At 67.5% G+C, this 21,756-nt stretch carries 22 protein-coding genes; 12 read left to right on the plus strand and 10 right to left on the minus strand.

All coding sequences use genetic code 11. The annotated features are described in order from the left end of the window. Nucleotides 1–97: 97 nt before the first annotated feature. The 7 genes from CFR72_RS08055 to CFR72_RS08085 all read right to left on the minus strand — a co-directional run bounded on the left by CFR72_RS08055 (nucleotide 98) and on the right by CFR72_RS08085 (nucleotide 4,624). Nucleotides 98–1,039, minus strand: coding sequence for a bifunctional riboflavin kinase/FAD synthetase (locus tag CFR72_RS08055; RefSeq protein ID WP_110913466.1), 942 nt, complete (start codon nucleotides 1,037–1,039; stop codon nucleotides 98–100). Then, entirely contained in the window at nucleotides 1,036–1,755 is a 720-nt protein-coding gene (gene mtnC, locus CFR72_RS08060) for an acireductone synthase (protein WP_244182217.1), read from the minus strand. Before mtnC ends, CFR72_RS08055 begins: the two co-directional genes overlap by 4 nt. After that, nucleotides 1,745–2,311, minus strand: a complete 567-nt coding sequence (locus CFR72_RS08065) for a 1,2-dihydroxy-3-keto-5-methylthiopentene dioxygenase (protein WP_110913468.1) — start codon at nucleotides 2,309–2,311, stop codon at nucleotides 1,745–1,747. Before CFR72_RS08065 ends, mtnC begins: the two co-directional genes overlap by 11 nt. Continuing rightward, nucleotides 2,308–2,931, minus strand: a complete 624-nt coding sequence (locus CFR72_RS08070; RefSeq protein WP_110913469.1) for a methylthioribulose 1-phosphate dehydratase — start codon at nucleotides 2,929–2,931, stop codon at nucleotides 2,308–2,310. The genes CFR72_RS08065 and CFR72_RS08070 overlap by 4 nt, the downstream gene beginning before the upstream one ends. 71 nt (nucleotides 2,932–3,002) lie before the next feature. Further along, nucleotides 3,003–3,260 (minus strand): twin-arginine translocase TatA/TatE family subunit, encoded by a 258-nt coding sequence (locus CFR72_RS08075; RefSeq protein WP_110913501.1) that lies wholly within the window; start codon nucleotides 3,258–3,260, stop codon nucleotides 3,003–3,005. A gap of 174 nt (nucleotides 3,261–3,434) precedes the next feature. Further along, entirely contained in the window at nucleotides 3,435–3,884 is a 450-nt protein-coding gene (locus tag CFR72_RS08080) for a CHAP domain-containing protein (RefSeq protein WP_110913502.1), read from the minus strand. A 35-nt stretch (nucleotides 3,885–3,919) separates the two neighbouring features. Beyond that, nucleotides 3,920–4,624, minus strand: coding sequence for a regulatory protein RecX (locus CFR72_RS08085; RefSeq protein WP_110913503.1), 705 nt, complete (start codon nucleotides 4,622–4,624; stop codon nucleotides 3,920–3,922). A 301-nt stretch (nucleotides 4,625–4,925) separates the two neighbouring features. Between CFR72_RS08085 and CFR72_RS08090 the strand changes: the two genes are divergently transcribed. The 5 genes from CFR72_RS08090 to CFR72_RS08110 all read left to right on the plus strand — a co-directional run bounded on the left by CFR72_RS08090 (nucleotide 4,926) and on the right by CFR72_RS08110 (nucleotide 9,495). Further along, on the plus strand, nucleotides 4,926–6,128 hold the full coding sequence (locus tag CFR72_RS08090; protein ID WP_110913470.1) for an aspartate aminotransferase family protein: 1,203 nt from the start codon (nucleotides 4,926–4,928) through the stop codon (nucleotides 6,126–6,128). Beyond that, nucleotides 6,125–7,114 carry an ornithine carbamoyltransferase gene (gene argF, locus CFR72_RS08095; protein ID WP_110913471.1) on the plus strand — a complete coding sequence of 330 codons (990 nt, stop codon included), beginning with the start codon at nucleotides 6,125–6,127 and terminating at the stop codon, nucleotides 7,112–7,114. The genes CFR72_RS08090 and argF overlap by 4 nt, the downstream gene beginning before the upstream one ends. Before the next feature lies 1 nt (nucleotide 7,115). Next, nucleotides 7,116–7,436 (plus strand): hypothetical protein, encoded by a 321-nt coding sequence (locus tag CFR72_RS08100; RefSeq protein ID WP_110913472.1) that lies wholly within the window; start codon nucleotides 7,116–7,118, stop codon nucleotides 7,434–7,436. Nucleotides 7,437–7,519: 83 nt separating this feature from the next. After that, the gene (gene hslO, locus CFR72_RS08105; protein ID WP_110913473.1) at nucleotides 7,520–8,473 is read left to right on the plus strand and encodes an Hsp33 family molecular chaperone HslO; all 954 of its coding nucleotides are present in this window, start codon (nucleotides 7,520–7,522) and stop codon (nucleotides 8,471–8,473) included. 134 nt (nucleotides 8,474–8,607) lie between these two features. Continuing rightward, nucleotides 8,608–9,495 (plus strand): hypothetical protein, encoded by an 888-nt coding sequence (locus CFR72_RS08110; RefSeq protein WP_110913474.1) that lies wholly within the window; start codon nucleotides 8,608–8,610, stop codon nucleotides 9,493–9,495. A 60-nt stretch (nucleotides 9,496–9,555) separates the two neighbouring features. Here CFR72_RS08110 and CFR72_RS08115 read toward each other — a convergent pair whose 3' ends face one another. Further along, entirely contained in the window at nucleotides 9,556–11,673 is a 2,118-nt protein-coding gene (locus CFR72_RS08115) for a protein-disulfide reductase DsbD family protein (protein ID WP_110913504.1), read from the minus strand. A 199-nt stretch (nucleotides 11,674–11,872) separates the two neighbouring features. On the opposite strand from CFR72_RS08115, the gene hrpB reads away from it, so the two are divergent. Together hrpB and CFR72_RS08125 are read left to right on the plus strand one after the other, a co-directional pair. Then, nucleotides 11,873–14,446: an ATP-dependent helicase HrpB gene (gene hrpB / locus CFR72_RS08120; protein WP_233045237.1), complete on the plus strand. Its 2,574-nt coding sequence runs from the start codon at nucleotides 11,873–11,875 to the stop codon at nucleotides 14,444–14,446. A 137-nt stretch (nucleotides 14,447–14,583) separates the two neighbouring features. Then, complete coding sequence (locus CFR72_RS08125; protein ID WP_208629991.1) at nucleotides 14,584–15,741, plus strand: S1C family serine protease; 1,158 nt, start codon at nucleotides 14,584–14,586, stop codon at nucleotides 15,739–15,741. 29 nt (nucleotides 15,742–15,770) lie between these two features. Here the strand turns inward: CFR72_RS08125 and CFR72_RS08130 are convergent, their stop codons facing one another. After that, complete coding sequence (locus CFR72_RS08130; protein ID WP_167400333.1) at nucleotides 15,771–16,640, minus strand: LysR substrate-binding domain-containing protein; 870 nt, start codon at nucleotides 16,638–16,640, stop codon at nucleotides 15,771–15,773. A 153-nt stretch (nucleotides 16,641–16,793) separates the two neighbouring features. Between CFR72_RS08130 and CFR72_RS08135 the strand changes: the two genes are divergently transcribed. The 5 genes from CFR72_RS08135 (at nucleotide 16,794) to CFR72_RS08155 (ending at nucleotide 20,854) form a co-directional block, all read left to right on the plus strand. Then, complete coding sequence (locus CFR72_RS08135; protein WP_233044042.1) at nucleotides 16,794–17,270, plus strand: lipocalin-like domain-containing protein; 477 nt, start codon at nucleotides 16,794–16,796, stop codon at nucleotides 17,268–17,270. A 215-nt stretch (nucleotides 17,271–17,485) separates the two neighbouring features. Continuing rightward, nucleotides 17,486–18,166: a response regulator transcription factor gene (locus CFR72_RS08140; RefSeq protein WP_110094312.1), complete on the plus strand. Its 681-nt coding sequence runs from the start codon at nucleotides 17,486–17,488 to the stop codon at nucleotides 18,164–18,166. A 153-nt stretch (nucleotides 18,167–18,319) separates the two neighbouring features. Further along, the gene (locus CFR72_RS08145; protein ID WP_320442949.1) at nucleotides 18,320–19,774 is read left to right on the plus strand and encodes a sensor histidine kinase; all 1,455 of its coding nucleotides are present in this window, start codon (nucleotides 18,320–18,322) and stop codon (nucleotides 19,772–19,774) included. Nucleotides 19,775–19,784: 10 nt separating this feature from the next. Continuing rightward, a complete protein-coding gene (locus CFR72_RS08150; RefSeq protein ID WP_227744233.1) occupies nucleotides 19,785–20,114 on the plus strand; it encodes a hypothetical protein in 330 nt (109 codons plus the stop codon). Then, nucleotides 20,111–20,854 carry an SIMPL domain-containing protein gene (locus CFR72_RS08155; RefSeq protein WP_110913479.1) on the plus strand — a complete coding sequence of 248 codons (744 nt, stop codon included), beginning with the start codon at nucleotides 20,111–20,113 and terminating at the stop codon, nucleotides 20,852–20,854. The genes CFR72_RS08150 and CFR72_RS08155 overlap by 4 nt, the downstream gene beginning before the upstream one ends. A 91-nt stretch (nucleotides 20,855–20,945) precedes the next feature. Here the strand turns inward: CFR72_RS08155 and infC are convergent, their stop codons facing one another. After that, a complete protein-coding gene (gene infC, locus CFR72_RS08160) occupies nucleotides 20,946–21,467 on the minus strand; it encodes a translation initiation factor IF-3 (protein ID WP_110913480.1) in 522 nt (173 codons plus the stop codon). Nucleotides 21,468–21,756 lie beyond the last annotated feature (289 nt).

The raw sequence follows: 21,756 nt of genomic DNA on the forward strand, positions 1-21,756 counted from the left end.
GGAGGGACGGGACACGCCCCGTACAACCGCAACGCAACGTTATGGGGAGGGTGCGGGCCTGCGGTCAAGCTTTCGCGACACCGCCACGCCCCACCCGTCATGCCCCGCCCGTCGCCAGCAGGTAGTCGCGCGCCGCCTGCGTGTCGCGCGCGATCTGCGCACGCAGGGCATCAAGCCCGTCAAACCGCCGCTCCTCCCGCAGGAGGGTATGCAGCGCGACCGACAGGGTCTGGCCATACAGGTCGCCCTCGAAATCCAGCAGGTGGACCTCAAGCCGGCTGACCTGCCCGTCATTGATGGTGGGACGACGCCCGATATTGGCGACACCGGGACAGACGCGGCCATCGCCCATGCGAACGCTGACGGCATAGACCCCGCGCGCGGGTTCCAGATGCCGGCCCAGCGCGATGTTGGCGGTGGGAAAGCCCAGCAGGCGCCCGCGCTTGTCCCCATGTTCGACCACGCCGCGGATCGACCATGCGCGGCCCAGTTCCTCCGCCGCGCGTTCGGGATACCCCTCCTGCAGCAGGCGGCGGATGCGGGTGGAGGAATACGGCCCCGCCGCATCGCACAGGGCCGGCACGACCGTAAGCCCGATGCCAAGGTCATGCGCCTCCTGCGCAAGGAAGGCGACATCGCCGCGCCTGCGGTGGCCGAACGCAAAATCCGCGCCACAGGCGACATGCTGCACCCCAAGGCCCGCATGCAGGACCCCGGTGACGAATTCCTCAGCACTCATGGCGCTGAATTCGGGGGTGAAGGGAATCTGGAACACTCGCCGCACGCCCAGCGCGACAAGGGCGGAAAACCGCTCGTCCGGCAGCGTCAGGCGAAAGGGCGGGTCCTGCGGGCGGAACAGTTCGCGCGGATGTGGCTCGAACGTGACAACCGCCAGTTCGCCTTCGGGCCGCGCCGCCTGCAGCGTGCGCAGCAAGTGGGCATGGCCGAGGTGCACGCCGTCGAAATTGCCCAGTGCTGCGACCGTGCCGCGCGCGGCGTCGGGAATGTCGCGCCAGTCGGTATAGAGATGCGCCTTCATGCCGCCACCGGCAGGCCGAACATGCGCGCGGCCCCGTCCAGTGTCGCGGCCACCGGGTGCGTGGTACCGGCCACCGTCCCGTCCTCCGGCCGCACGATCTGGCAGGTGCGCAGTCCCGCCTGCGCCGCCGCGTCAAGTTCGGCCACGACATCGGACAGGAACAGGACCTCGCCCGCCGTCCACCCTGCCTTCGCCAGGATGTTGGCGTAACTCGACGCCACGCGCTTGCCGCCCATGGCAAGGTCGTAGAAGCCACAGAACAGGCCGGTGACGTCGCCTTCGTCCGTGTGGCCGTAAATCAGTTCCTGCGCAGCCGCCGAGCCTGAGGAATAGACCGCAAGCACCACCCCCGCCGCCGCCCACCGGCGCAGCGCGGGGAGTACGTCGGGGTAAAGCCGCGCGCTGAGTTGCCCCGTGCGGTAGCCCTGCGCCCATGCGATGCCCTGCAGGGCCTTGAGCGGCGCGACCTTCTCGTCACGGTCCATCCAGGCCTCAAGCTGCGCAAGCGGCGGCACGCCGGGGGCGAGGCGCGCGATCTCCGCCACCTGCGCGCGGACCTGCGGGTCATCGGCATGATCGCGCAGCAGGCCCGGCAGCACGCTCCGCGCATAGGGGAACAGCACGTCATGGACGAAGGAGACCGGGATGGTCGTCCCCTCGATATCCAGCAGGACGACACGCGGCGGTGTGGGAGGCGAGACGGGATCAGACGGCAATTTTACACCCTTCATCATCGGGGGCGGCAAAGCGGGTGGCGATGTCATCGCCGGTATAGTGCGCAATCCAGCCATCGCGGTTGGTAAAGACCCGCAACGCCACGAAATCCGGCACCGCCCCGCCATCGAACCAGTGCGGCACGCCGGCGGGCACAGAAATCAGGTCCCCCGCCGTGCAGCGCACGTTGAACACCTGCCCGTTGACATGCAGGACGAAATCCCCCTGCCCATGCACGAAAAAGCGGATCTCGTCCTCGTCATGGATATGTTCGCACAGGAATTTGCGCCGGGTGGCCTCCCACCCCTCGCCCGCGCCATGCATGCTGATGACATCGGCGGACCAGGCCCCGGTTTCCCCCATCAACTGGTCAAGGTAGGGGCGATAGGCCGCCAGCACATCCTCCGCCGCAGCGTCGCGCGCAGGGGTTACGGGACTGTCCCAGCGTTCGAACCGCACGCCGACCGTGCCGAGCACCTGCGCGATGCGCGCGGGGTCCGACGTCCGTTCGACCGGGACTCCGGGCGCGTCATCGCGATAGAGCGCAAGGCTGCTCATGTGCGGATCTTCCGTTTTTCCAGTTCACACGCCAGCAGGAACTCCAGCCCCTCCAGCCGGGCGAGCGCCATGCCAATGTCGTCACCCCAGACATAGACGCCGTGCCCGCGGATCACGTAGCCAAGCGGCATGTCGGGCATGTGTGGCGCAATGACGCGGGCAAGGCGGGCGATGTCCTGGTCATTGTCGAACACCGGCAGGCGCAGGCTGGTCTCGTGGGTCGTCTGCCCCTCGAACACCTTGAGCACTTCGTACCCCGCCAGCGTGATCGCATCACCCGCCAGCATCGACAGCACGGTGGACGCGACGGAATGGCCATGCAGCACCGCGCCGGTGCGCGGCGATGCGGCATAGACCTGGCAGTGCAGCAGGGTTTCCGCACTGGGCCGGTCGCCTTCATGCACGGGCGCGCCTTCTGCCGTGACCTCGATCACGCCATGCGGGGTCAGCATGCCCTTGTGCCCGCCCGAGCGCGTGATCGCGATCAGCCCGTCAGGCAGGCGGCAGCTTATGTTGCCCGCCGTCGCCGGGACCCAGCCGAAGCGGTCCATGCGACGCCCGGCCGCGATGATGTCATTGACCGCGACCGCGCGCGGGTCGGAAGAAATAACCTTGTCCATCGAACCTTCACGCAACCCCGTGACGGCCCGCCCGCCGCGATACCCCGCCGTGACGGACGGCCGTCATGCCCTTATTTGACGTTCTGGCCCGACGGCTGCCCGCTTTCGCTGAAGCTTGCGTCGTGCTGCTGCGTGCCCGGCCCCTGAATATGACCGCCCGCGCCCTGCTGCGGCGGGGTGGACGGTTCGTCATCGGCCATGTTCTTCTTGAACGTCTTGATGCCGCGCGCCATGTCGCCCATCAGCGAGCTGATCTTGCCCCCGCCCCCGAACAGCACGAGCACGACCGCAAGAACGATCAGCCAATGTCCCCAGCTCAAGCTACCCATAACATCCTCGATTCCCGCGTCGCCGACGCAAAAGCTGTTTTCCCTGTGGCCCATGCCGCCATGACATGCGCCAGACGCGTCTTCCCCCTCACATGAGGGCACAGGCCCGTCCATGCAAGCATTGCCTCGCCGCTTTTGCGCAGCGCTCCGCCATGACCTGCTCCACCCCGCGCATTACCTGAGCGGCAGGATGAAACCATACGCAGGATAGACACTTTTCCCCATGCCGTGAATGGGGGCCCACCAGACCTGCACCCGCGACCAGTCATTGCGAGTCGAAACATCGATGACCGGATCCGCCCGCCCGATGCGCCCGGGCACCCAGTTCGCCTGTTCGACCACCACCTCACGCGGGCTGCGCACGGAGCGCACGACCGCGACATGCCCGTCCGGCAGGCGGCCCGTCGCGCGCAGCACCAGCACCGCACCCGCCTTTGGCGCATGGGTGCGCGGGTACTGCCCCGATGCCTGCGCCCACCAGCTTGCGGCCGAACCACGCAGGTTCACCCCCGTCACCTGCCGCGCATAGGGCGCGCACTGCAACGCGCCATGCCAGCTTCCGCTACCGCTTCCCGCGCATCCGGCCACGGCCGGCAGTGCGGCCACCGCCAGCACGCGGGCCATCCGCCGCACGGCCCGGCCCCTTCCCGCGCCGCGCATCACGCGGATTTCATGCGCCATATGCGTTCCTCCGCCTCCTGCGTGTCCATTTCCAGTGCGCGCATGGCAATATCGCGCGAAAATCCCGAACGCGCCATTGCTTCCATCGCGCGGCGGTCGCGCGTGGCCGCCTCCTCCGCCGTGGCGTCGGGACGGGCGAAGGGACCGGCCCTGCGCTTGCGCACGAACACGAGGGCGGCGGCCAGTTCGGTTTCGTGCGCGTCCTCGCCACGCGCGCCCAGCGTTTCTTCCATCACCTGTGCGACCACCGCGCCATCGACGCCACGCGCCTGCAGGTGTGCGCCCACCGCACGGCGCGAACGCCCCGCCCGCGTCAGGGATCGGGCACGCGATTCGCTGAAACGCGCGTCATCCACGGCGCCAAGCGCGCGCATGTCAGCAATGACGGCGGCGATATCCGGGGCCGCCGCCGCGATGTGTGCCGCGACCGCCGATGGTTCCATCCCCTCGGCCTCCACCCGGCGGCCCCAGCGCTGCATCACGCGGCCGAGCATGCGCTCCATCCCCGCGATGGTGGTGGCGAAGCGCGCGACATGGGCCAGTGCCGCCGCACGCAGCGCCGCGCGGTCCGGCGCGGGACCGGCCGGGGGCGGGCGACGCGGGCCGCGCGCATCGCGCCGGGCGTGGCGCGGGGACTTGCGCCGGGGGGACGTGCCATCCGGGGGCGTATCAGGGTCTGTCATGTCCCGCACTGTGCCATATCCACGCCCCCCATGGCGACATGCCGCGTCCATCGCGCGGGCCACACGGCGCCGTGTCCCACAGCGCGACGGCCATGGATGCGGGCGTGCATGGTTGCATTCGCGCCATTTGGGCAATATTCTTTTCTATTCCGCGCGGCCCGGCATACCTGCACCGGCAGGTCCGTGCCCGCGGAAAGACACCATGGACCACGACACAGGCCCACCCCCGACGGCGTTGGCTTTTCGTGTTCCCTTTCGCGAACGATTTTCAATCAAGCAACCGAAACCACAAGGCAATTCCATGATTCCCGCCCTGATGCCGACATACAATCGCGCCGACCTCGCCTTCGAGCGGGGCGAAGGCGCCTGGCTGTACACGGTGGACGGGCGACGATTTCTCGACTTCGGGGCGGGAATCGCAACCTCCTCGCTGGGGCATAACAACCCGCACCTTGTCGCCGCCATCGCGCAGCAGGCGGCGCGGGTGATGCATGTCTCCAACCTGTACCGCATCCCGCAGGCCGAGAAACTGGCGGAGCGACTCGTCGCGGCCAGCTTTGCCGACAGCGCCTTCTTCTGCAATTCCGGCGCGGAAGCGAACGAAGGCATGATCAAGATGATCCGCCGCGCGCAGGCCAAGGGCGGCCATCCCGAACGCGTGCGCATCATCTGCTTCAACGGCGCGTTCCATGGCCGCACGCTCGCCACGCTGGCGGCGACGGGCAATGCGAAATACCTCGACGGGTTCGGCCCGGTGGTCGAAGGTTTCGACCATGTGCCGATGAACAACATGAACGCCGTGCGCGCCGCCATCACGGCGGAAACCGCAGGCATCATGATCGAACCCGTGCAGGGCGAAAGCGGCATCAACCTTGCCGATCCGCGCTTCCTGCGCGAACTGCGCACCGCATGCGATGAATACGGCCTGTTCCTTGGCATGGACGAGGTGCAGTGCGGCATGGGGCGGACGGGCAAGCTGTTCGCGCATGAATGGTCGGGCATTGCGCCGGACGTCATGTCCACGGCCAAGGGAATCGCCGGGGGCTTCCCCATGGGCGCGATCCTGGCGGTGGAAAAGGTCGCCCGCCACCTGACACCGGGCAGCCACGGCACCACGTTCGGCGGCAACCCGCTGGCCTGTGCGGCGGCGAATGCGGTGCTCGACGTCATCCTCGCCCCCGGCTTCCTTGAACAGGTGCAGGCGCGCGGCGCGCTGCTGGGCCTGGAATTCGACAGGCTTGTCGCGGAATATCCCGACATCTTCGCCAGTCATCGCGGCATCGGCCTGATGATCGGCCTGCAATGCGCGGCCCCCGTGGGCGTGGTGCAGGACGCGGCGATGCATGAAGGCCTGCTCAGCGTCACGGCGGGCGGCAATGTCCTGCGCCTTGTCCCCCCGCTTACGATTACCGAGGCGGAATGCCGCACGGCGGGCGAAATGCTGTCGCGCGCGGCACAGCGCGCACGCGCCCACATGGCCGCAGCACCGGAGAATGTGGCATGAACGCGCTGTCCACCAACACCCCGAGCCGCGCGCAGCCGCGCCATTTCCTCGACCTGAAGGACCTCGACGCGGCGACCCTGCGCGCGATCCTCGACGTCGCCGCAGGCATCAAGCGCATGCAGCACGGCCGCGCCCGGCCGCTGCACCCGCGCCTGCCGCTGCGCGGGCGGATGCTGGGGCTGATGCTGTCGAAGCCGTCCACGCGCACCCGCGTCTCGTTCGAGGTCGGGATGCGCCAGTTGGGCGGCGACGTGATCCTGCTCTCCCCCGGTGACATGCAACTGGGCCGGGGCGAAAGCATCGCCGACACCGCGCGCGTGCTGTCGCGCTTTGTCGATGCGATTGTCCTGCGCACGGGCAAGACGCAGAACCTGCGCGAACTTGCGAAATGGAGCAGCGTGCCCGTCATCAACGGCCTGACGCCGGATTCGCATCCGGTGCAGATCCTGGCCGACATCATGACGTTCGAGGAACATCGCGGCCCCATCAGGGGACGGACGCTGGCGTGGGTGGGTGATGGCAACAATGTCGCTACCTCCTTCATCGAGGCTGCGGCCCTGTTCGGCTTTCGCCTGCGCCTTGCGACACCGCCGACGCACGTCCCCGATGCGCGCGCGGTGGAATGGGCACGCGCGCATGGCGGCGACATCACGGTGGGCACCGACGCGGCGCAGGCCGTCGCCGGGGCGGATGCGGTCATTACCGACACGTGGGTCAGCATGTCCGACAACGCATCCGAACAGCGCGCGCATGCGTTCGAGCCGTATCGCGTGGATGCGGCGCTGATGGCGCGCGCGGCCCCCGACGCCCTTTTCCTGCACTGCCTGCCTGCCCATATAGGCGAGGAAGTGACCGCCGACGTGTTCGAAGGCCCCAATTCCGTGGTCTTTGACGAGGCGGAAAACCGCCTGCACGCACAAAAGGGCCTGCTGGTCTGGGCCCTGTGCGGCGACGACTGGCAGAGCTTTGGAAAGGAAACCGCCTGAGATGACCGGCCCCGCAGAACAGCCCGCCCTGCCCAGCACGACCGAGGATACCGCCAGTGTCCCCGGATGGGTGGAAAAAAGCGTCAATGACATCTTTGCCGCCCTGCCGGGGCAGGGCGCGCCGCTCAATGCGCTGCGCGACGCCTATCTCGACTGCCTTGCGGGCGCGGGCCGTGGGGAGGACATCGACGCGGAACATGACAGTTGCCGCCAGGCGCTGCTCGATCAGGTGACGGAGCGCAGGCTGCTCGACACGGCGACGACGCAGGCGCTGACCCAGCGGCTTGAGGCGCTGGAGGCGGATATTACCGCCAACCTGTAAAAGGCGCGGCAGGGTGGCCGTTCCGCGTCGCCCTGCCCGTCCCCTCCTTCCGCCACATCCCGCCTGCCGGAACCTGACGCCATATGATTGATACCCCCGCCTTCCTTGACACCAACCGTCCCGACACCCCCAACCTTGTGGTGGATCAGGGCGTCGTGCCCTTCTACCTCGCCAGCCGTCCGGTGCGCGGCCGCCTCGTGCGGCCGGGCGTGCTGACGGACACGCTGCTGACGCGCCATGACAATCCCGACGTGGTGCTGCGCCTGGCGGGGGAGGCACTGGCGCTGGTCGCGGGACTGGCGTCGGCGCTGAAGTTCAAGGGATCGTTCTCGCTGCAGGCGAAGGGCGACGGGCCGGTGACGCTGCTGGTGGCGGACTGCACCGATGCGGGCGCGCTGCGCTTCCATGTCCGCTCCGATGATGAAAAGGTCGCAGCCCTCCTGCGCGAACATCCCGAACCCACGGCGGCGCAGCTTCTGGGGTCGGGCTACCTCGCCTTCAGCGTGGACCAGGGGCCGGATACCGACATCCATCAGGGCATCGTGGAAATCAAAGGCGAGAGCCTGTCGGACATGGCCGCGCATTATTTCACCACCAGCGAGCAGCATGCCTGCTGGGTGCGGCTGTACTGCCACAAGGGGGAGGAGGGATGGCGCGCGGGCGCGCTGATCCTCGAACGCATCGCGACCGAAGGTGGACATGTCTCCGACAGCGCGCCCGAGGATGGCGACGATGCGTGGGAGACGGCGACGACGCTGGCCGCCACCCTGACGGAGGCGGAGATCCTTGACGACAGCCTGTCGTCGGAGACGCTGCTGTTTCGCCTGTTCCACAGCGAGGATCCCTGCATCGGCCAGCCCCGCGCGCTGGCGTTCGGCTGCCGGTGCAGCCGTGCGCGCCTTGCCGGTATCCTGGAGACGTTCCCGACCGACGACCTTGACCACATGGCCGAGGACGGGACGATCACCATGAACTGCTCCTTTTGCAACCATGCCTTCCATTTCCAGCGTGACGAGGTCGGGCGCGCCGCGGGATAGATAGGGGCCGCCCGCGCCATCATCGCGCTGTCGCGCACAGGGCGCGGGATGTGGCATGGTAGATGACGTTTCAACATGACAGTCGCGCGTCCGTACCAGAGCCGGACGCCAGAGCTTTTCCGGGAAATCCGTTCATGCATCCGCACTCGCCCATCCCCCGCATGTCCCGCGCCACCCGGCCCGCACGCATGCTGCGCCTCTTTGCGCTTGGCCTGCCACTTGTCATGCTGGGCGCCTGCCACAGCGACCAGCAGCAGCCCACCATGACCTTTGCACAGCCCAATTACAGCAGCCTTGCGCCGCTGCCGCTGAATGTCGCCAGCATTTCCGTCGTGGACCGGGGACAGCCCGGGATCGTGCCCGGCGATCTGTCAAGCCGCGCGCCCACGCCGCCGGACCAGGCGCTCAAGCAGATGGCGCATGACCGCCTGATCGCATCGGGCACCGGCGGGCATGGCGTGTTCACCATCGACCGTGCCTCCATCCTGCATGAACCGGGCGGCATCCTTGACGGGCAGATGAATGTCCACCTCGACGTCGTATCCGCGGACGGGCTGCGCAAGGGCTATGCCGTGGCGCAGGTCACGCGCTCGTACGATCCGAAAACGCGCGCGGACGGCAATACCGACACGGCGGCGAACCTGTATGACCTGGTCAACCAGATGATGCAGGACATGAACCGGGAACTGGAATCACAGATCCGCACCAACCTGGGCAACTGGCTGACGACCGCGCCGGTCGCGGGCGCCGTGGCGGAACAGTCGCTTGATGGCGCGTCCACGCCCGCCCCGGCGCAGACCGTGACCATGCCGATGCCCAACACGACATCGGAGGCCGCCACCCCGGCCGTGACCGCAACGCCCGCCGCCACCGCAGCCCCCGTCCACGCGAATGAAGGGCCGGATGCGGTCTTCCCCGAAGGGTACTCCTCCGACACGGCCACCACCGCCACGAAACCGGCGCGCCAGTTGTCCCCCAAGCCGGGATACCTGACCCTGCCCGCGGGCAGCAGCGCCAACTGATGACCAGACATTTCCGGTTTTGAAGGAAAGGCGGGCGGGGCTTTTTTCCCCGCCCGTTTTTTATTGTGCGCCGATCGTATGCAGGACCAGTCCGGGGGTCAGCACCTGCGGCAGGACGATCCCGTCCCCATGCGCGGGGTAATAGACATAAAGCGGCACCCCGTCGCGCCCGTGATCGCGCAGGAAGGCGGTGATAGCAGCGTCGCGACCGGTCCAGTCCCCTTTCATGTAGACCACTCCCTGCCGGGCGAAGGCGTCGCGCACCCGCTGCGGCGACAGGGCGACACGTTCATTCACAAGGCAGGAGATGCACCACGCCGCCGTCATGTCGATGAAGACAGGCTTTCCCTGTGCGCGCAGCGTCTCCAGCCGTGCCTGTGAAAATGCCTCGCTCCCGTCCCCCGGCGGCGCGGTGGCGGACGCGCCCTGCGGGGCCAGCGCGGGCGGCACCATCGTGACGGCCCCCACCGCAAGGGCCACGGCCAGCAGCGCCCCGCCCCGGCAGGCAAGGACCAGCCCGTCGCGCCAGCCACGACCGGCCATCACCATGTCCTGCCCCTTGCGCACCAGCCACGCGGCAAGGGCAACCAGCACCAGCCCCCCCGCCAGCAGCGGCACCGCGACCTGCCCGCCCTGCAATGTCGCGACCCACGCCAGCCAGACACATGTCGCCAGCATGGGAAACGCCAGCACCTGGCGCACGATTTCCATCCACGCCCCCGGCCGGGGCAGCAGGCGCACCAGTCCCGGCACCGACGCCAGCAGCAGGTAGGGCGCGGCCAGTCCCAGCCCCATGGCGACAAAGATCGCAATCCCCGCCACGGGCGAGGCCGACAGTGCGCCCGCAATGGCCGCCCCCATGAACGGCGCGGTACACGGTGTCGCCACCACGACCGCCAGCACGCCGGTCAGGACATCACCCAGATGCCCCGACAGCCGCCCCGCACCGCCAAGTGCGGCGATTCCCGTCCCGAAGGAGAAGACCCCCAGCAGGTTGAGCGCAATGGCGAACAGCAGCCAGCACATCAGCATGACGAACGTGACCGACTGGAACTGGAACCCCCATCCCACCGTATCGCCCGCCATGCGCAGCCCCACGATCAGCGCGCCCAGCACGACGAAGGCCACGACGATCCCCCCCGCATACAGCCCGGCCCCCAGCAGGGCCGCGCGCCGTTCGCCGCGCGCCATGCGTTCAAGCGACAGGACCTTCATCGCCAGCACCGGAAAGACGCAGGGCATCAGGTTCAGGATCATCCCCCCCGCAAACGCCAGCGCCAGCAGGCGCGCCAGCACCGCGATGCCGCCACCCCGCGCCGCCGCGATCGCGGGCGGCCCACCGGGGCGCGCCGTCACCGCCAGCGCCTGTTCACGTCCCGACACGTCACGGATCACCACGATGCCCGACAGGGGCGCGTCCCTGTGGAACCCGTCCGCCGTCTTCAGGCCAAGCTGCAGCAGGCCGTTGCGCACATGCAGCACCTGCGGGGCGTCATGGTCGATCTGTCCCGGCTGTTCGGGCATGAACCACGCATCGCGGACCATCGCGGGGGACAGCCCCTCCCCCGACAGCGAAAGCGTGCCATCCGGCGCGATCGCCGCCGCAAAGGGCGAGGCCACGGGCCGCTGTGCCGCAGCACGCGCGAACAGCGGCGCCTGTGGGGAGGGATAAAGCGGCGCGCGCGGCAGGGTCATGCTGAACTGCGCATGTTCGGGCACGCACACCGTGGCGCAGACCAGCCAGTCGGCCGTGGCCTCCACCACCATGTCCGCGCCCTCCTTCGCCTCCTGCGGCTGCAGGCGCACCGGCAGCACGACATCATCGGTATAGGCATATGACATCAGCGGCCCGTCCCGCAGCCGTTGCGGGACGGGCCATTCGATGGGACCACCCTCCCCCACCGCGCCACCGGAGGCATGCAGCGCCAGCGTCACCGCCTCCCCCGCGTCACCGGGATTGAGCCAGTAGGTGTGCCAGCCCGGGGCAAGCTGCAGGCGCAGGCCGAAATGCATGTCCTGCCCCGGCATGAAACTGTCACTGTCGCTCAGCAGCGTCGCGGTGCCGTGCGCGGTGGTGACCGGCGTGCTCTGCGCCGCATGTCCCGCGCGCGACAGGGCGGGGCCAAGACAGGTCAGGGCGCACAGGACGGACAGGAACACGACGGTCGGTAAGCGCAGGATTGCCAAGCAGGGATACTCCGTCAGCAGGGATCGGGGCCGGGTCACACGGCACGCCACGCAACATGGCCGGCCATCATGGAACGCGCGGATTATAATGAAGATGACAATCCTGTCTTCATGGGCTTTTGGCGCGACGTCCCGCCGGCGACGGGTCAGCCATTGCCGCGCGGGGGCCACGCACGCCATAAAGCATGCCATGGCGTCCGATCCATCCCCCCAGCACCCGCTTTTCCCCGCCGGCCTGTTCGCGCCCGGCCTTTCCTCCCCCGAGGAGGGCCTGCCCGTGGCCGAGGCCCTGCCCCGCCTGCGCGCCGCACTCCATGACGGAGCCAACGCGGTGCTGGTCGCCCCGCCCGGCGCGGGCAAGACGACGCTGGTGCCGCTGGCGCTGCTGGCCGCCCCGTGGCGCGGCGACGGGCGCATCGTGATGCTGGAACCGCGCCGCCTTGCCGCGCGCGCCGCCGCACGGCGGATGGCCGACCTGATCGGCGAGGAACCCGGCGGGCTGATCGGCTATCGCACGCGATTGGATGGTGCGTCCTCCCCCGCCACGCGAATCGAGGTCGTGACCGAGGGCCTGCTGGTGCGCCGCCTGCTGTCGGACCCGACGCTTGAGGGCGTGGCGTGCGTCATCTTTGACGAAATCCATGAACGCTCCGTCGATGCGGATGCGGCGCTGGCCTTCTGCCTCGACCTGCAACGCGAACTGCGTCCCGACCTGCGGCTGGTGGCGATGTCGGCCACGACCGACGCCGCCACCCTGTCGCAGCGCATGGAGGCCCCCATCATCGAAAGTGCCGGGCGGATGTTCCCGGTCGATATCCGCCACGCACGGCGCGACATCCCCCACCAGCGCGACCTGCCCGACGCCATGGCGCGCGCCATCCGCACCGCACTGGCGGAGGAGGAGGGCGATATCCTCGCCTTCCTGCCCGGTGTGGGCGAAATCCGCCGCACGCAGGCCGCACTGTCGGATGTGGGGGCGGAGGTCCTGCCGCTTTATGGCGAACTGCCCCCGGCGGAGCAGGATTACGTCCTGCGCGCCGATACGAAGGGCGGGCGACGGGTGATCCTGTCCACCTCCATCGCGGAGACATCCCTGACGGTGCCGGGCGTGCGCATCGTCATTGATGGCGGGTTCCGCCGCACGCCGCGCCTTGATGCCGGGACGGGGCTTACGAAGCTGGAGACCGCGCGCATCTCCCGCGCGGCCGCGACCCAGCGCGCGGGCCGCGCGGGGCGTGAGGCACCGGGCATTGCGATCCGCCTGTGGAGCGAGACGACCTCCCGCGCCATGCCGCCGCACGACCGGCCCGAGATCATGGAGGCCGAACTGACGGGCCTGCGTCTGGACACGGCGGCGTGGCAGGCGGCGATGGGCACCGTGCCCGCCGACCTGCCGTTTGCCGATACGCCCCCCAATGGGGCGTTCGAGGCCGCGCGCAGCCTGCTTATCGCCCTTGGCGCCCTGTCGGAGGACGGGCGGATCACGCAGGCGGGCGTGCAGATGGCGCAACTGGGGTCGCACCCGCGCCTTGCGGCGATGATGCTGGCGGCCCGCGCCCCGGAGGAGGCCACGCTGGCCGCCGACCTTGCCGCCCTGCTGGAGGAACGCGACCCGCTGCGCCCGCGCCCGTCGGGACGGGGGCCGGGCGGCAACGCCATCCCGCCCGCCGATATCCGCCTGCGCCTCGACCTGATCGCGGGGGGCGACCATCCCGCCGCCGACCGTGGCGCGCTGTCGCGCATCCGCCAGGCCGCGCGGCAGTACCGCCGCCGCATGGGGATCGGGCGTGACGTGGTGGCACGGGGCGACTGCGCCGCATTGCTGGCGGCGGCCTTTCCCGACCGCATCGCGCAACGGCGCGGCGATGTCGGCACGTTCCGCCTGTCGGGCGGGGGCAGCGCACGGATGGGCAAGACCGACACACTGGCCTCCGCCTCCCTGCTGGCGGTGGCGGGGATGCATGTGCGCACGGCCTGCGAAATCCGCCTTGCCGCGCCGCTGGACCCCGACAACCTGCCCGACAGCGTGCTGGCGCGCGCGCATGAACAGGTGGAGACCACCATCGACCCGGCCACCGGCGCGGTCATGGCCCGGCGCAGGCTGCGGCTGGGCGCGCTGGTGCTGCGTGACCGCACGGTGACGGCGGATGCGACGGAGGTGGCGGGCCTGCTGCTGCAACAGGTGGGGCAGAACCTGGCCGCCGCGTTTGAATGGACCGATGCATGCCGGCAGTTGCAGGCCCGCGTCGCGTGGGCGCGCGACGTGCTGGGGCGCACCGACCTGCCGGACCTGTCGGACGCGGCGCTGGCGGCCGATGTCGAAGGGTGGCTGGGCGCATGGGTCGGCGGCATGTCACGCATGAGCGAGATCCGCGCCCTCGACCTGCTGGCGGTGCTGCGCGCGATGATCCCGCATGACGCGCTTCGCTGGCTGGACCGGACGCTGCCCCCCGCGCTCGACCTGCCGGGGGGACGGGTGGGCATCGACTACCTCCAGCCTGTGCCGCTGGCCTCCGCGCGGGCGCAGACCTTCTATGGGCAGTGCGAGACGCCGAAGCTGGCGGACGGGCGCATCGGGCTGCGGATCGCCCTGCTGTCGCCCGCCGGCCGCCCGCAGGCGATCACCGCCGACCTGGCCGGGTTCTGGGCCGGGTCATGGGCGGACATGCGCCGTGACATGCGCGGGCGCTATCCCCGCCATGACTGGCCGGAGGATCCGGCGCACGCGCAGCCCTCGCAACGGCCGGCCCGCCGGAAAACGTAACAGGGAACGTGACATGAACGCCGCAGTGGACAATGATTTGCCACCGCGTCGTGACACATCATGGCATTGCCTTTTTTTTCGCCTATCATCACGGCCGTATGAGCAATCCTGCTCCTTTCGACCCGTTACGGATACACATGGCCCGCCGTCTTTCCCGCCTGTCTGTCATCGCGCCGCTGGCGCTGGCCTGTGTACTGCCGTCGCGTCGTGGCGCATGGGCGCAGGACGCAGCCCCCGTGGCCACGGTGTCCCCCGCCCCGGCCACGCCCCCATCGCTTTTCGCGCCGCCCGCGCCGCCCGTGGTGTCGTCCGGTCCCCTGACCTTCGCCCCGCTGGTGCGGATGGTGGTGGCGGCGGTCGTGAACATCGCCGTCACCCAGGACGTGCATGGGCAACGCAACGGGCAGCGCGTGCTGCCAAGTGTCCGTGGCACCCCGTTCGAGCATAAATTCCGCGAACGCATGCGTTCACATGGGGAGGAGATGCTGGGCGCGGGATCGGGATTCGTGATCGACCCGGACGGGATCATCGTCACCAACACGCATGTCGTGGGGGATGCGGACCATATTACCGTCTCCCTCGTCGATGGGACCGAACTGCCCGCGCACCTGATCGGCAGCGACGACCTGACGGATATCGCCGTCATCAAGGTGCAGCCATCGCACCCCCTGCCCTTCGTGCGGTGGGGTGACAGCAGGCTGGTGAATATCGGCGACTGGATCATGGCGGCGGGCAACCCGTTCGGGCTGGGGTCATCGGTGACGGCGGGCATCGTCTCCGCCCGGGGGCGCGATATCGGCACAAGCCCGTTCGATGACTTCCTGCAACTCGACGCGCCGATCAATCCGGGCAATTCGGGTGGGCCGTCCTTCAACCTCAGCGGGCAGGTGGTCGCCCTCAATACGGCCATCGTCTCGCCCACCGGGGGATCGGTGGGGATCGGTTTCGGCATCCCGTCGGAAATCGTCGCCCCGATTGTCGATGAACTGCGCCGCAACGGGCATATCGACCGCGGCTGGCTGGGCGTCACCCTGACGGATGGCGGCGACACCCATGTGCCGGGGGTGGAGATCGTGGGCATCGACCGTGGGGGACCTGCGATGAAGGCTGGGCTGCATATCGGTGACTACATCACCGCCGTAAACGGCGAACCCATCGACAGCTCCCGCATGCTGATCCGCTCCATCGCCGCGAAACGCCCGGCCTCCACCGTCATGCTGCACATCCGCCGCCATCGCGAGGCGCTGAGCATCCCGGCCACCGTCGGCTTCCGGCCGGATGACACGGGCGACTGATGCAAGGGAGCGGGTGCTGACGCGCCCGCCTAACCCGTCACGGGAATTGTGGTGGGGCGCTTTCCAAGTATCCTCCTGAACTGCTCCAGCGGGTCAGATGCCGGACGCCCGCCGTCATGAAGGCTGACCCTGATGTCTGGCGCCCGCGGTACTCCGGGGGGATCATTCATGACCGATACGCCTGCGGGCAGTTCCCCCACCATGCGGAAGGTCACCCCCAGTCCGGCACGCACGGCCGCCCACAAGGCGGCAACACTACGGCCGGTAAATACGATCCGCCACGGGATGCCGACCGCTTCAAGCTGGTCAATTGCCCCCTGCCGGAAACGACATGGTGCTGGCAGGACCACAAGGTCAACCATCTTCATATCCTTGAAAGATGCACCGCTGGCCCCCATCCAACGCTGCCGCATCGTGCACCAGGGCATGGCATCCGCCCGGCCATCCCCGCCGAATGTCAGAACAAGATCCAGTACACCACGATCCAGCGCATCAAGCAGCGCGCTGGCCCGATCGACACTTGCCTCCAGCAGCACTTGCGGATACGCGCGCCGGAACAGCGCCAGGGTCTCGGGGAGCCACGTCTCGGCCAAATCCCCGATTACGCCCAGTCGCACCTGCCCCGCCAGCGCATGTCCACGCAATGCGGCCATGGCCTCGTCATTCAGCGCCAGCAGGCGACGGGCATGGGCAAGCAACGTCTCACCGGCAGGCGTCAGCACGAGTTGACGGCCATTGCGTCGTACCAGTGGCTGCCCAGCCTGGGATTCAAGCTTACGCAGTTGCTGACTGACTGCGGACTGTGAGCGGTTCAGGATTTCGGCCGCACGGTTAAAACCGCCGAAATCCTGGGCAGCGACAAAACTGCGCAGGCAGTCGAGGTCGAAATGCGATGGCATGGACACTTCCATTTTTCTGAACTGACACTTCAGAATAAGTCGTTATTCAAAACCATCGGTAAGCCGTAAAAATCATTACGGTCAAGGCAGGAAAACCGGGGCCATTCTGCAGTACAGTTCGTGAAGGAATTCCAGATCATGATGAAATGCGTAATGTTGTCAGCCGCACTGGTCATGTTATCCGGCGGTGTGACCCTGGCTGCTTCCCCCCTGACGGGAACATGGAGCCTGACAGCGGCGGATACGCTTTACCCGGATGGGCATCGTGTCCATGGTTTTGGTGATCATCCGCAGGGACGGATGATGGTCGACGCCAGCGGAAATTACATGATCGAGATCTACCGTCCAGCAGCAACGCCATTTGCGTCTGGCTCCAAGGTAACCGGCACGCCAGCAGAATTCCGCGATGCGATGCTCCGCAATAGCGTGCATTACGGCACGGTCGCGCTGGATCCCGCGTCCAATCACATCGTGTTCGATGTCGAACGATCGGTATTCCCGAACTGGGAGGGCAGGCGGCAGGTGCGCGATTACACCCTGGACGGCAACAAACTCAGCTATCAGGTGCCTGCATCCGCCACGGGCGACGCGACGATCGCGATTTCGGAATGGAAACGCCTGTCGGAATGAGGCGAGGGCCAGGCTCGGCAACCTCGTGCCTCTGCGGAACCATGCCCCGGACGCCCGGGTCAGGGGTGCGATTACGGGCGCGGGCTTCCCCTCCCCTTAACGTCACGGCCATCACTGCACATGTAACATCGGTAATGTCGTCGCGCCGCATCCGCTCTGGCCTTGTCGCGCGGCGGGCGTAGAATGACAGTTGGACTGCCGATCAGTGAGGTAACGTGCATATTCTTGTGGTGGAAGACGATCCGACGGTTCGCAATTTCGTGGCCAAGGGCCTGCGTGAGGCAGGGCACCTGACCGAACTGACCGACAATGGCAAGGACGGCCTGTTCCTTGCGGTGAGCGAGAAATTCGACCTCATCATCCTTGACCGGATGCTGCCGGGCGGGATCGACGGACTGCGCCTGCTGGAGACGATCCGCGCGCAGAACAACACGACGCCCGTGCTCCTGCTTTCGGCACTGGCGGATGTGGATGACCGCGTGCAGGGACTCAAGGCGGGGGGCGATGACTATGTAACCAAGCCCTTCGCCTTCAGCGAACTGCTTGCCCGGGTGGAAGCGCTTGGCCGGCGCGGACGCACCGAACAGGCGCCGCAGACCAAGCTGGTCGTTGCCGACCTGGAGATCGACCTGCTCTCGCGCACCGTGCGCCGCGCGGGGCAGCGCATCGATCTGCAGCCGCGCGAATTCCGGCTTCTGGAATACCTCACCCGCCATGCGGGACAGGTGGTGACGCGGACCATGCTGCTCGAAGGGGTGTGGGATTACCATTTCGACCCGCAGACCAACGTGATCGACGTCCATGTCTCACGCCTGCGCCAGAAGGTGGACAAGCCGTTTGGCGTGCCGCTGATCCATACCATCCGCAATGCGGGATACATGCTGCGTGCGGAATGACGTTCCCCACCGCGCGGGACAGCGCGGCGCGTGACGGACCTGCCCCTGCATGAAGGCGCGTCACGCAGGCCACGGCTGCGCGCGTTCCGTTCCGCCAGCCTGCGCTTTTCACTGGCGTACGGGGTGCTGTTCGCGCTGTCGTCCATCCTGTTCATGTCGTTCATCTGGTGGGGGACGATCGGTTTCCTTGAACGCCAGGTCGAAACCGCGATCAATGCCGACGCCCGCGCCCTGGTCGAACGCTGGATGGTGGGTGGCGTGCCCACGCTGGCGCTGACGATCGAGGACCGGCTGGAACAGAACCTCGACGATGACGCGATCTATATGGTGATCGACCCGGAGGGGAACTACCTTGCGGGCAACGTCTCCTCCTGGCCGGTGAAGGTGCAGTATACCGACCGCTGGTATTCCCTGCCCGATACGCGCGCCGGCCTGCGGGGGCTGGCGGAAATCCATGCCTACCGCCTGCCGGGTACGGAAATGACCCATACGGCGGGGCAGCTTGACAGCGGATACCGCCTGCTGGTCGGGCGCGACATGCGCGCGCGCACCATCCTGCGGCGGCTGCTGACCGATTCCCTTGTGTGGGCGTGGATCATGGTCACGCTGCTTGCCGTCAGCGGGGCGATGCTGGTGCACCGCATCTTCCGCCGCATGGTCAAGACGGTGGCGCGCACGACCTCCGCCATCGCCCATGGCGACCTCAACCGCCGCATGCCGCTGGTGGGCAACGGGGACGAGATGGATCAGGTGGCGGAGGCCATCAACGAGATGCTCGACCGGATCGTGCGCCTGATGGATGGCGTGCGCGAGGTTTCCAACTCCATCGCCCACGACCTGCGCACGCCCATCACCCGCGCCCGCACGCAACTGGAGGATGCGGCGCTGCATGCGCGCGATGCCGACGAACTGCGTGCGGCGATCGAACGCGCGGTCGGCAACCTCGACAACATTACCGCCGTGTTCGAGGCCCTGCTGCGCATTGCGCAGATCGAGACCGGGGCGCGGCGTTCCGCCTTCGCCACGTTCGACCTGCGGCCCGTGCTGTTCGATGTCGCGGAACTGTACGAAGCGGTGGCGGAGGATCATGGAATCCGCCTCGAACTCGACATGGACGAGGTCCTTCCCTTCTATGGGGACCGCTCCCTGATCCAGCAGGCGGTGGCGAACCTTCTGGACAACGCCATCAAGTTTTCGCCCGAACATTCGACCGTCCGCCTTGGCGCGCATATTGCGGCCCCTGTCGCCGGGCGCGTGATCCCGTCCGCCGGGGGCGCGATGCTGGTGCTGGAAATCCGTGACGAGGGCATCGGCATGACGGATGCGGACATGGAACGCGCCACCGAACGTTTCTTCCGCGCGGAAAAGGCACGCAATACGCCCGGATCCGGGCTGGGCCTGGCGATGGTGCGCGCCATCGTGCAGTTGCATGGCGGGGAAATCCGCCTGGCGCGGCACGATCCCGGCCTGTCGGTGCGCCTGCTCCTGCCGGTCACGTCCTCCGCGCTTGCGGAATACGGGTATGATCCGTTCGATGAGGACATGCCAGACATGACGCGAACTTCACAATTCTCCCATCAGCACGACACCAACAGTGGCGTAGTATGACACCATGAACATGCAACCGGTCACAGTCCCTGCCTTCCTTGTGATGAGCCTGTGCCTGTGTGGTCATTCGTGGCCCGTCGCGGCGGCGGATCCCGTCCCCCAGGCCGCGCCGTCCCACGCCAGTGCGGACAGCAACAGGCCGGTCATCATCACCAGCGATACCCCCGCCTTCTGCAATCGCCTGATCGGCATCATCGACGCCTATGGCCCCGGCCTGCCGCACGACATCGACGACCTGCGCGCCCAGGGGGCGGATCTGTGCCGGGAGGGACGCGTACGTTCCGGCATCATCCGGCTACGTCGCGCACTGGTCGAACTGAAGGAAACCACGCATTCATGATCCAGACGCCGGTACGCACGCATGTCCGTCCTTTCCTTCTCCCGCTTCTGATCGGAGCCACCGCGATGGCCGGGATCACACAGGCCCATGCCGCCGACAGCGCCGTCATGGCAGCAGACACCGCCACGACGAAGCTGCGGCTGTCGGCCACCGGCACCGTCCACGCACCGCCCGATGAACTGACGGCGGTGTTCTTTGCCGAAGCTTCCGCCCCCACTGCCGCCGCAGCACAGGGGCAGGTGAATGCGCAGGTGGACAAGGCGATGGGCATCACCCATGGCGTGGCGGGCCTGACGGTCAATGCGGAATCCTATACCGTGCACCATCAGGAGGCCGATCCCCGCATCAGCCATCCGTCGCAGTGGATCGCACGGCAGAGCATCCGCATCAGCGCGACCGACGGCACGATCCTGCTGCCGCTGCTGGGACGGATCCAGTCGGACAACCTTGCCCTGTCACGGCTGGACTGGTCCCTGTCACGCGCGCATCGCACCGCCCTTGTGCAGCAGGCCGAAGGGCTTGCGCTGCATGAACTGCAGCAGCGCGCGCAGGCGGCGGCCACGGCGCTGGGCCTGAAAATCGCACGGATCGAGTCGGTCAACCTGAACGATCAGGACATGCCCTCCCCGATGCCGATGATGATGGCCGCCCGCGCCGCCAGCATGTCCGCCCCGCAGGCCCCCGCCGCGGACCAGGACGTCACCGCGCAGGCGGACGCGACCTTCATCCTGCATCCCTGATGCACGGATGGCCCATGGCCATAAAAAAACCCGGACCACGCCATGCGGTCCGGGCTTTCGGATATCCGGTCAGGTGGCTGTCACCCACGCATCAGCGCGGGGCCAGCACCATGATCATCTGGCGATTTTCGAGCTTGGGCATATGCTCGACCTTCGCGATTTCATCCATTTCGTTGCGCACGCGCTCCAGCACCTTGATGCCCAGATCCTGATGCGCCATTTCGCGACCACGAAAACGCAGGGTTACCTTGACCTTGTCGCCTTCGCCGATGAAGCTCTTCATCGCCCGCATCTTCACCTGGTAGTCATTTTCGTCGATGTTCGGACGAACCTTGACTTCCTTGATTTCGATGACTTTCTGCTTCTTGCGGGCTTCGTTGCGCTTCTTCTGCTGCTCGTACTTGAACTTCCCGTAATCGATAATCTTCGCGACGGGCGGCTCGGCGTTCGGGCTGATTTCCAGCAGGTCGAGACCGGATGCATAGGCGCGGGCAAGGGCGTCACGCATCGGCATGATTCCCAGCATTTCGCCGTCGGCATCGATCAGGCGGACCTGCGGAACGCGTATCTCCTCATTGACACGGGGCCCCTCTCGGTTCGGCGGAGTGGGCATCGGGGGTCTGGCTATGGTCATCTCCTGTGACTGTGTATTCAGATCGTCGCGGCGGCCACCGGCCCCACGCCGAAATGCGCCCGGGACTCCGGACGATATGACGGCGCGAAATCACGCGGACGCTGCTGATGTGGCAATATGTGGCGCAAACACAAGGGCCAGATCAAGTCTTGTGTGCAATCCCCCGGACGGGGCCAGCCATGCATGCACCGCACGCGGCCCCCTGCCGGGCGCAGGCGGCGGAATGTTTCAAACACTCGCCCTGTGAAACATAATGAAAAAGTTTTTG

Origin of the sequence: Gluconacetobacter entanii (assembly GCF_003206495.1) — a bacterium.
Taxonomy (GTDB): Bacteria; Pseudomonadota; Alphaproteobacteria; order Acetobacterales; family Acetobacteraceae; genus Novacetimonas; species Novacetimonas entanii.